Source organism: Companilactobacillus bobalius (assembly GCF_009764355.1).
In genome coordinates this window covers 1-10,007 of sequence record NZ_LNUA01000021.1, presented here as the reverse complement: position 1 = coordinate 10,007, position 10,007 = coordinate 1, and the positions used below count along the sequence as shown (strand labels likewise).

The 10,007-nt window shown below is 39.9% G+C and carries 13 protein-coding genes; 10 read left to right on the top strand and 3 right to left on the bottom strand.

Annotated elements, in window-relative coordinates:
* Window positions 1-157: 157 nt before the first annotated feature.
* The 10 genes from ATN92_RS03650 to ATN92_RS03605 all read left to right on the top strand — a co-directional run bounded on the left by ATN92_RS03650 (window position 158) and on the right by ATN92_RS03605 (window position 7,444).
* Complete coding sequence (locus ATN92_RS03650; RefSeq protein WP_032811339.1) at window positions 158-529, top strand: cupredoxin domain-containing protein; 372 nt, start codon at window positions 158-160, stop codon at window positions 527-529.
* A 16-nt stretch (window positions 530-545) separates the two neighbouring features.
* Window positions 546-812, top strand: coding sequence for a cupredoxin domain-containing protein (locus ATN92_RS03645; RefSeq protein WP_032811340.1), 267 nt, complete (start codon window positions 546-548; stop codon window positions 810-812).
* 29 nt (window positions 813-841) lie between these two features.
* Window positions 842-2,797, top strand: coding sequence for a copper-translocating P-type ATPase (locus ATN92_RS03640; protein WP_032811341.1), 1,956 nt, complete (start codon window positions 842-844; stop codon window positions 2,795-2,797).
* A 16-nt stretch (window positions 2,798-2,813) separates the two neighbouring features.
* The gene (locus tag ATN92_RS03635) at window positions 2,814-3,041 is read left to right on the top strand and encodes a heavy-metal-associated domain-containing protein (RefSeq protein ID WP_033615028.1); all 228 of its coding nucleotides are present in this window, start codon (window positions 2,814-2,816) and stop codon (window positions 3,039-3,041) included.
* A 75-nt stretch (window positions 3,042-3,116) separates the two neighbouring features.
* Window positions 3,117-3,785 carry a response regulator transcription factor gene (locus ATN92_RS03630; protein WP_082604466.1) on the top strand — a complete coding sequence of 223 codons (669 nt, stop codon included), beginning with the start codon at window positions 3,117-3,119 and terminating at the stop codon, window positions 3,783-3,785.
* Window positions 3,773-5,191, top strand: coding sequence for a sensor histidine kinase (locus tag ATN92_RS03625; protein ID WP_056950624.1), 1,419 nt, complete (start codon window positions 3,773-3,775; stop codon window positions 5,189-5,191). Before ATN92_RS03630 ends, ATN92_RS03625 begins: the two co-directional genes overlap by 13 nt.
* 97 nt (window positions 5,192-5,288) lie before the next feature.
* A complete protein-coding gene (gene lgt, locus ATN92_RS03620; protein WP_033615027.1) occupies window positions 5,289-6,107 on the top strand; it encodes a prolipoprotein diacylglyceryl transferase in 819 nt (272 codons plus the stop codon).
* Window positions 6,108-6,130: 23 nt separating this feature from the next.
* Window positions 6,131-6,370 carry a hypothetical protein gene (locus ATN92_RS03615; protein WP_033615025.1) on the top strand — a complete coding sequence of 80 codons (240 nt, stop codon included), beginning with the start codon at window positions 6,131-6,133 and terminating at the stop codon, window positions 6,368-6,370.
* Window position 6,371: 1 nt separating this feature from the next.
* The gene (locus tag ATN92_RS03610) at window positions 6,372-6,584 is read left to right on the top strand and encodes a DUF2933 domain-containing protein (RefSeq protein ID WP_039098575.1); all 213 of its coding nucleotides are present in this window, start codon (window positions 6,372-6,374) and stop codon (window positions 6,582-6,584) included.
* Between the two features lie 14 nt (window positions 6,585-6,598).
* Window positions 6,599-7,444 carry a DUF3737 family protein gene (locus ATN92_RS03605; RefSeq protein WP_056950617.1) on the top strand — a complete coding sequence of 282 codons (846 nt, stop codon included), beginning with the start codon at window positions 6,599-6,601 and terminating at the stop codon, window positions 7,442-7,444.
* Between the two features lie 300 nt (window positions 7,445-7,744).
* On the opposite strand, the gene tnpC is transcribed toward ATN92_RS03605, so the two are convergent.
* The 3 genes from tnpC to ATN92_RS03590 form a co-directional block, all read right to left on the bottom strand.
* Entirely contained in the window at window positions 7,745-9,292 is a 1,548-nt protein-coding gene (tnpC, locus tag ATN92_RS03600) for an IS66 family transposase (RefSeq protein WP_056950614.1), read from the bottom strand.
* A gap of 71 nt (window positions 9,293-9,363) precedes the next feature.
* Window positions 9,364-9,711, bottom strand: a complete 348-nt coding sequence (tnpB, locus tag ATN92_RS03595) for an IS66 family insertion sequence element accessory protein TnpB (protein ID WP_003646556.1) — start codon at window positions 9,709-9,711, stop codon at window positions 9,364-9,366.
* Window positions 9,701-9,883 (bottom strand): hypothetical protein, encoded by a 183-nt coding sequence (locus tag ATN92_RS03590; RefSeq protein WP_003646555.1) that lies wholly within the window; start codon window positions 9,881-9,883, stop codon window positions 9,701-9,703. Before ATN92_RS03590 ends, tnpB begins: the two co-directional genes overlap by 11 nt.
* Window positions 9,884-10,007 lie beyond the last annotated feature (124 nt).

Here is a 10,007-nt window from a genome sequence, read left to right as displayed (position 1 = left end):
CGTTCGGATTAATTTTACAATCTACCTTTTATTTCTCAAAAAATTTTCAATTTATGTTTACAAATGTAAATTTAGTGTTGATTTTCTACGTTTACAGATGTAATCTTAAATTATTGAAAAGAAACATAACCGTTATTACCTAAGAGGAGGAAATGATATGGCACAAATACTTACAGTAGTAGTTGGAGTAATATTGATCGTTTTTATTGGTTGGTGGTTTTTTGGCAAACATAGTGAGAGTCAAGCAACTGCAGTTACAACGAAAGATGGTCAAACAGCTAAAGTGGTCGTCAACGGCGGCTTTAATCCAGCTGTTTTAAAAATAAAAAAAGATACCCCTGTAAAATTAGTCTTTAATCGGAAAGATTCAACGACCTGTCTTGAGAAAGTCGTTTTTCCAGACTTCGGAGTGGACGCCGAGTTGCCAATGAATCAAGACGTAGCGATTCCAATCGACACATCTAAAGCGGGTGAGTTCGAGTATTCATGTGGAATGCACATGTTTCATGGCAAGATCGTTATCAAATAACAAAGGAGCTAGGTTTATGCTTGGATTAAATAATAATAAAATCAATATCACGGTTGATGGCGGCTATTCGCCAAATAATTTCAAATTAAAAGCTGGTAAGCCAGCGGAGGTTACGTTTACGAGAGTCGCTGATAAGGGCTGCACGCAACAAGTCAAGTTCAACGGCGAATTATATGATCTACCACTCAATCAGCAGGTAACGGTTAGGTTTACACCTCAAAAAGGAAATTATGAATGGACGTGTGGTATGAACATGGTTAAGGGCAACTATCGCGTTAAATAATAACGCTCGATATTTGAGGAGGAAAGCTTATGTCAGTTATGAAAAGATTCATCATTGGTGTGATTGGCTCAGTACCGTTACTCATAAATATGTTTATGAGCTTTGGCGGCTCCATGTTGGGCGGAGAAAAATATGGTGTGTGGATTTTGTTCGCGTTTGGTTCATTAGTTTATTGGTTTGCGGGCTTGCCATTTTTGCATACTGCCATCGTTTCATTTAAAAACCATCACGCCAACATGGATACCCTAGTTGGATTAGGTACTACGATTGCGTACATTTATAGTATTTATGCCATGTTTACTAGACCCGCTGGTACGTATTTTGAAGCTGTGGCGGTTGTGATTACTTTAATACTATTAGGCTCCGTTTTTGAAGAAAAAATGAAGTCGTCAGCTTCATCGGCGGTTGATAAGCTGATGGATCTGCAAGCCAAAGAAGCGGAAGTCCTTCGCGATGGCGAATTTGTAAAACTTCCCATTGATCAGGTTGTCGAAGGTGATGTTGTTCGTGTTAAGCCGGGTGAAAAAGTGGCTGTTGATGGTGAGATTGTTGAAGGGCAATCTACACTTGATGAATCAATGGTTACGGGAGAATCAATGCCCGTCGAAAAGGGACCTGGTGACGCGGTTATCGGTGCAACCCTCAATAATACGGGATCATTTACTTTTAAAGTAACCAAAGTTGGTTCTGAAACAATGTTGTCGAATATTGCTGAAATGGTTCGTCAAGCACAGAACTCGCGGGCACCAATTCAAAAGACCGTTGATACCATTTCAAACATTTTTGTTCCGGTTGTTTTGATGATTGCTATTTTGACGTACGTTGTTTGGTATGCATTTTTAGGGGCTACTCCGGTTACCGCCTTGATCTTCGCCGTGTCAGTTATGATTATTGCTTGTCCATGTGCTCTGGGGATTGCTACTCCGACTGCATTGATGGTTGGGACGGGACGTTCCGCCAAGCTTGGTATTCTAATTAAAAATGGTGAAGTCTTAGAGGCTACTCACACGATTAAAACGGTTGTTATGGATAAAACTGGGACCGTTACTGTTGGTAAACCACAAGTAACGGATATCGTTTCAACTGGTAAATTTGAAGAAGCCGAGATTCTTAGCATTGCTTCCGGGCTTGAAGGTGCTTCAGAACATCCACTAGCCTTAGCCGTTTTAAATGAAGCAAAAGCCAAAAGTGTCGTGCCCTTACAAGCTGAAAACTTTGAAGCTATCAGTGGTAAAGGCGTCCAGGCCGTTATTGATGGAAAGCAAGCCTTTATCGGCAATGACAAATTAGCAGATGATTTTAATATGACAACTGATCTGAAAAATAAAATGACCAAACTTCAAGCGCAAGCAAAAACGGTGGTCTTGGTAGGCTACGATGGGCAAATTATTGCTTTAATTGGGATTCAAGATGCACCTAAACCAACTTCGAAGGCCGCAATCAAGGCAATGCAGAAAGCCGGTTTTCGGACAGTTATGTTAACGGGTGATAACAAACTGGTGGCAACGGCGATTGCTGAGGAAATTGGCATTGATGAAGTTATTGCCGATGTTATGCCTGGAGATAAAGCGCAACATATTAAGGAGTTAGAAGAAAAAGCGCCGGTTGCTTTTGTGGGTGATGGTATTAATGACGCGCCGGCGTTATCAACTGCAACCGTTGGGATTGCCATGGGTTCGGGTAGTGATATCGCAATTGAATCTGGTGATATTGTTCTCGTAAAAAATGATTTAATGGACGTGGTCACTGCGCTGGTTATGGCGCGTAAAACGTATAGCCGCATCTTGTTGAACTTATTCTGGGCCTTTATTTATAACGTGGTTGGGATTCCAATTGCTGCTGGTATTTTCTATGCGCTCGGGTTTATCCTTTCACCGGAACTAGCCGGTCTCGCGATGGCGCTTAGTTCCATTACGGTTGTTATCAGTTCGCTGTTACTTAATTATGTCAGGTTACCAAAAGAAAATAAGCTAGCGTCAAATTAAGGAGGATCGCGATCCCATGGAAAAAGTAATTGCCAAAATTGATGACATGCATTGTGAACATTGTCAGCATATTGTGGAGGATGCGCTCGAAGCAACTAATGGCGTGCAGTATGCCAATGTAACCTTGGAAAAAGATGAAGTCGTCATTGAATTTGATAAACATAAGTTACAGATAGCTGAAATAAGCGATGCGGTAGCTAATGCAGGTTATGATGTCCGTCTTTATACGGTAGTGGAAAAATAACACAAGTCATTTTCAAAGAGAGGTCCGCCGTGATCGGCGAGCCTTTTTTATTTAGACGAAAAGCAGGGGGAAAGCGTGAAAAATATATTACTGATAGATGATGAACCGCGAATGTTAGATCTATTACAGCTATATCTGGAGGGTGATAGCTATCATTGCGAGAAGGCAAATGATGGTGTAAAAGCAATTGAGCGATTGAGACATGAAAAGTTTGATCTAGTTCTATTAGATGTCATGATGCCCGTTATGGATGGCTGGGAAGTTTGTAAAAAAATCAGGGAATTTGATAATACGCCAATCATTATGTTGACCGCCCTAAATCAAAATAACGATATGATCTTTGGCTTGAAAAATGGTGCTGATGATTATATTACTAAACCGTTTGATGAGCATGTGTTAATGGCAAGAATTGAAGCACTAGTTCGGCGTACTGAGAAGATGGACATAATAAAATCAAATAATTTAACATTAGATCAGCGGACTCATCAACTGCGTATCGATCGGGCAGAACTCGAAATTACGCCAATTGAATTCAATATTTTAACGCTGTTTTTGAACAATAAAAATGACATTTTTAGTCGCAATCATTTAATTGAGCGTATTTGGGGATACAACGCTGAGGTTGATGATAGAACCGTCGACTCACATATCCGAAATTTACGAGAAAAGTTAAGAAACAATGGTTTTGCTGTGGATTCGATGCTGATTACCGTATATGGAGTTGGTTACAAATGGTTAGGATAAAAGCAGCTATTAATATTATGAAACAAAGGGTTAGCCATAAGATTTCGGTCAAAATAGGACTGTCATTTTTATTGATGGCGATTGCTATTGAAATGGGAATATTTATAAGCTTATTTCTTTTAGTTGTTAACACTTGGATCAATGAACAGGCCAGTAGTTTAGTCAAGCGTGGGGAGAACCATGCCCATGTTTTGACCAACGATTTCACTGCTCAAACAATAAAACATGTTGTTTTGACTGAAAAAGGGGATACTGATATGGCAATTATTGTCCAAAGTCCAGATGGTCAAACTTTGATGGCTTCACAAGTGGTGAATTCTAAAATGAAAAAGCATCTTGCAAAATTCACGAGTGCTAGTCAGGGTAAATCTGAGGTTTTACACTCTGACTGGATGAAAAAAAGTTATCTCGTATCAAAATCACCGATCATCAAAAAGGGCAAATTGCTTGGTAATGTTTATATGTTCTTATCTACTAAGCAGATTCAGAAAATGGTCTTTGATTTTTCTAGCGTGTTCATAGTTTTGGTTATATTAACGTTTTTGATAACTATTTTTGCAACCGCATCTATCGCAAAAAATTTAACCTTACCCATCAGAGCAATAACGTCTGAAACGAAAAAGATTGCCCAGGGAAACTTGTCCGTAGCATTATCGATAGATAGTCAGGATGAATTGGGGGACTTAGCTAATTCAATCGAAGACATGGCTAATAAACTCCGACACACGAAAAAGGAACGGAATGAGTTTTTTGCGGCCGTTACCCATGAATTGAGAACGCCGTTAACCTTTATAAAAGGCTATACGGACATCGCCAGTCGGGAATCAGTATCAGAAGGTGAACGGGTAAAATACCTGAGTATTATTCGTGATGAAAGTGCACGGTTGACTCATTTGATGGACGACATGATGACGTTAGTTCAATTTGAAGCACATAATTTTTCAATAAAAAAATCTTCGGTCCTTATCGCCAATTTAATGGACGACTTAATGAAAAAAGTAGCGGGAATCTTGAATCAAAAAAACATTCATTTGAATATTATCGGTTCACAACAATTTGAAGCAAAATTGGATTATGCTAGAATGCAACAAGTATTAATCAACCTAGTTATTAATGCTTATAAATATTCGCCTGATAACTCAACCATCAGTATTGATATCGAACAATCTCCAAAATCTTTTAGCATTCAAATTTCTGACGAGGGTGAGGGCATCGATGCAGCCGACTTACCATATATATTTGAACATTTTTATCGCGTTGATAAATCACGGACTAGAAAGACTGGTGGAGTTGGGCTAGGTTTAACGATCGTTCAGGATATTATTAAGCTCCATGATGGAAATATCTCGGTTAAAAGTAAGCAACATGGAGGCACGACTTTTACAATTGAGCTGCCCTATGACTAATTATAAATGTGCAGAACGGTGTAGATTAAATTTTAAATCTGCACAAGTTCTGCACATTGTTTTTTTACAATGGATTTACTAAGAAAGGAGAGGTGTTATGGATTTGGCTCTATCAAGTATTGATACAGTGGCGTTAAGGCTAGGGCCGCTGAGAATTCGCTGGTATGCCCTTATCATCGTAGCGGGGATGCTGATTGGAATCTGGTTAGCTTCTAAAGAGGCGCCACGAAGACATCTAACTACTGATGATATAACTGATTTTATGATATGGGCAGTGCCATTTAGTTTGATTGGTGTGCGAACCTACTACGTTCTTTTTGAATGGGGGTATTACAAGCAACATCCAAATGAAATAATTGCGCTTTGGGAAGGCGGCGGTGCGATTTATGGTGGCTTAATTGCCGGAACGATTGTGCTTTTAATCTTTAGTTACAGAAAAAAGATCAACCCTTTAGATTTATTGGATGTTGCTATCCCGGGAGTTTTACTAGGCCAATCTATTGGTAGATGGGGAAACTTCGTTAATCAAGAAGCTTACGGTGCAATAACAACTAATTTGAACTGGTTGCCAGAAGTGTTCCGGAAACAAATGTTTATATCTGGGTCTTATCGACAACCAACCTTCCTTTTTGAAAGTATGGGAACTTTATTAGGCTTCATTATTGTGATACTACTCAGGCACCGCATTAAAGGTCTTCTGCGAGGAGAAATTTTCGGGTTCTACTTAGTCTGGTATGGATTATTACGCTTCGTAATTGAAGGAATGCGGACCGACAGCTTGATGGTCGGATCAGTTCGAATCTCGCAACTACTTTCTTTAGGACTGTTCATAACGGGCCTGATCTTCATTCTTTATCGACGTTTTGGCGTGAGAAAAATCGATTTATACAATGGGGCAGCATTGCATGAAAATTAATCTTATAGTGAGGAGCGATTTAAATGATTCAATTTATTCAAAGTTATGGCGTAATAATAGCGCTCGTTCTAATGGGTGTAATGCACTTGGGGATGATGCGTGGTCATAAAAACACTGATGGCGAATCTGGTTCCATGGGATGCGAGATGGACCATAGTGATGCGAACCAAGATTCAGGTAAGGACGCATACGAAAATCTCAGACTAGAGAATGCAAAAATGAAACAAGAATTGGATAACTTAAAACACCGAGGAGTTAAATAAAATGTTACAACTAATTTCGACATTAGCCTATTATGCCCTGGTTCTGTTATGCCCGCTGATGATGCTTTTTATGATGAAAGGCATGCATGGTCAGGGAAAAAAAGAAGGTAAGGCTGAACATGACCATACTCAATCTGAAATTGAAAATTTAAAACAACAAAATGCAGAGTTGGCCAGAAGTTTAGACGACTTGAAGCAAAAAAACAAATTTTAAAAGTGATGATATTTATGAAAGATGTAAAACAACAATTATTAACTGGTGAACGCGCTTTGTTCAAAGCACATGATTTAAGAATTGAAAATTCGACGTTTGGAGACGGTGAGTCGCCCCTTAAAGAGAGTACTAATATTGAACTAGTACAAGCCATTTTTAAGTGGAAATATCCATTGTGGTATAGTGAGAAAGTGTTGGTTAATGACACCATTTTTGAAGAAATGGCCCGTTCGGGTATTTGGTACACCAGTGATATTCAAATTATGAACAGTACTTTTCAGGCACCAAAATCGTTTAGAAAATCCAACCAGATTAGATTAAAACATGTGCATTTTTCTAATGCAGATGAAACACTTTGGAATTGTAGTGACATTTACATGTCCACAGTGGAGGCCGCTGGTAACTATTTTTGTATGAATAGTCATAATATTATAGTTGATAAGCTTAGTTTGGTTGGTAATTATGGCTTTGACGGGGCTAAAAATGTTGAGATCCATGATTCAACTTTGATTACCAAGGATGCTTTCTGGAATTGTGAGAATGTCACGATTTATGATTCAAAAATTGTGGGAGAATATTTTGGCTGGAATTCTTCAAACATTAAACTAGTTAATTGCACAATTGAAAGTGATCAAGGATTCTGTTATATGGATAACATTACGCTTGAAAATTGTGTATTAGTAAATACTAATCTAGCGTTTGAATACTGCACGAATATCAATGCCGAAGTAAATTCAACGATTGAAAGTGTGAAGAATCCAATCAGTGGATACATTCATGCTAACCATATTCAGAAGGTCATTGCTGATGATGCTGATATTATTACCACGAATATTAAAATTAGTGATGGTCAGGAATAGCCGCTTTTACCGATTAAGTAGTTAACAGTGTGGGAAGCCAAGAAAAATATTTTTGTCGGCGTACTTAAAAGGACAGCAGGGGGAAACCTGCTGTCCTTTTAAGTATGCAATATTAAACTTTCAAATTTTAGATATTCATATGAAAATATGGTGGCAAATAGTTTCTTAGCTTTTTAAGTACGTAAGCAGTAAATAACAGACCGTGTTGATTTATGTTTTACAGATTATTTCCAATACAAAAAGAGTGTTCTAAACTTCTCGATTTTTGAGAAGTTTAGAACACTCTTTTCCTTTTTCAGTTTATGCGGCGAACGTCGTCGCCTGGGCCTCATTATTGTCTTTCCGTTGGCCCATATTTTGCTGTCTTCGATAATTCCATGGCAAATAAGCCTCCAACTCTTCCGATTTTGGAAATGCTGGCAGAATCGTTGAAGCTTTTAATAAATCCGTCAAATATTGACGCGGATCTATATGATTGGCCTTGGCGCTTTCAATAAACGTCATCCAAATAGCGGTTGCTTCAGCGCCTTGCGTACTTGTGCTGAACAACCAGTTTTTTCGCCCAATCACCAGACTCTTCATGTTACGCTCAGCCGCATTATTGCTCCAATCAATGGCACCATCATTGATAATCCGGTCGAGATACGGCCGCTGCTTTTGAGCATAGACGATGGCCTTGCCTAGACGAGACTGTGGTAAGACCTCGGTACGATCAATCAGACGCCAAAAGCGTTTGAGAACTTTTCTCAAGCGACTACGACGTCGCCGACGACGTACTCGTGGTGAATAGGCTTGCCATTCCCGTTCTAGGGCGAACATCTCGTCAATCAAGTGAAGCAGATTGTCAGCTCCCTTGATATGTGACTGAGATGCATCATAGAACTTACGCCGAACATGAGCCCAACAACCTGTGCGGTGAACGCTATTTCCAAGTAGGTTGTACCCACTATACCCATCACATTGTAAAACGCCTAGATATCCTTCATACAAGGATTGGGCAAAGACACCAGAACGTGTGGTACCATAAGCATAATAGACAATGGGATTTGGTTGTTTGATTGGTGTTCGCGCCACCCACATGTAAGACCTTGATGTCGCGGCTTTACCAGGTTCTCTCAGAACTTCGATTGGAGTTTCATCACCTTGCAGGTGATGAGCCGAGCACAAGTGCCAATGAATTTCCTCATAGAGGGGTAATAGCTGTTGAGCAGATTTGTTAACCCAATTAGCCAAGGTAGCTTCTGATGTCTGATAACCTAAACGACGAATCCCAGATAGTTGCCGATATAGCGGTACCCCCAAGACAAATTTATCATGTATAATTTCTGCCACTAGGGAGACCGAAGCCAAACTATGTGGGAACAAGGCCGGTGGCACCAATGGCTTGAACAAACCAGATGTTGCCGTATCATGAGCACATTGTTCACACTTATAAGTTTGCTCGTAGATTTTCTCCAGATATGCACGGGCAGGAATGAAATGAAATTCTTCTCGGACGTATCTTGTCCCAATCGGCTTGATGCCTGAATGTCCTGCTGGACATTTACCATCAGCTGTTTTAATGATGGTTACGCGTACTGGGACCTTTGAATCTACTTTTTCTCGCCGCGTCTTTTTCTTTGATTTCTTTGGCCGTACTTGATTTGACGCGGAGCTGCTTTGGTCTCCAGTTTGCTCTGGTTCGTTAAAAACACTATTTTCTTTCTCAAATAGTGACGTTTGATTAGGATTTAATACTTCGGATTTATGATCAAATAGTTTTCGCCTAAGATAGGCAATCTGTTCCTGAAGCCCCTTATTTTCTGCTTTGAGCTTGCGAATGATTTGATCCTTTTCTGATTCTGCCATGGGTGTCACCTCCTTGATGTAAGATTATTATCATTGAGTTTACCACTCATTTTCCAAACTAGAAAGCACTTTCAATGTCCTGGAGGGCAGACTTTATGAACCGTCGAATCTAACGCCCAACCACTCAATAAGCGAACAAGCTGACGCGGGTCCAATCTGCGAATTGCAAGCTGATTGGTCGGCCATTGTAGATGGCCATTTTCTAACCGTTTATATAATAGTAAGAAGCCGTCGCCATCCCAATAGAGGGCTTTGAAGCGGTCTTTGCGTGTACCACAAAAGAGATACAGTGCTTGCGAGTATGGATCCAAATCGTACTGCTCCTGGACGATACCCGCGAGTCCATCGATACCTTTTCGCAAATCAGTCTTACCACAAACTAGGTAGATTTGTTCGATTTTGCTGGTATCAATGATCATGTGGGAACACCGCCTTCATGACGGCATCGAGGATATACCCGTTGACATGGTTGTAAACAATAACTGATTTATTGCCATCAACTTTGATTTGTAGCGCTTTGACGGGTCCAGAAGCTGGGGCTTCTGTTGTCCGACCGACTTTCACTTGCACGATTTCTGGTTGTTCATCCATCAAAAACACCTCACCAATTTATTTGATGAGGTAATCATAATCCATATGGCGGCCACAGGAAATACGGTCGGTTATTTACTGCTTACTTTTAAATTAGGGCCTAGTACTTTTGGAATGGAAATAC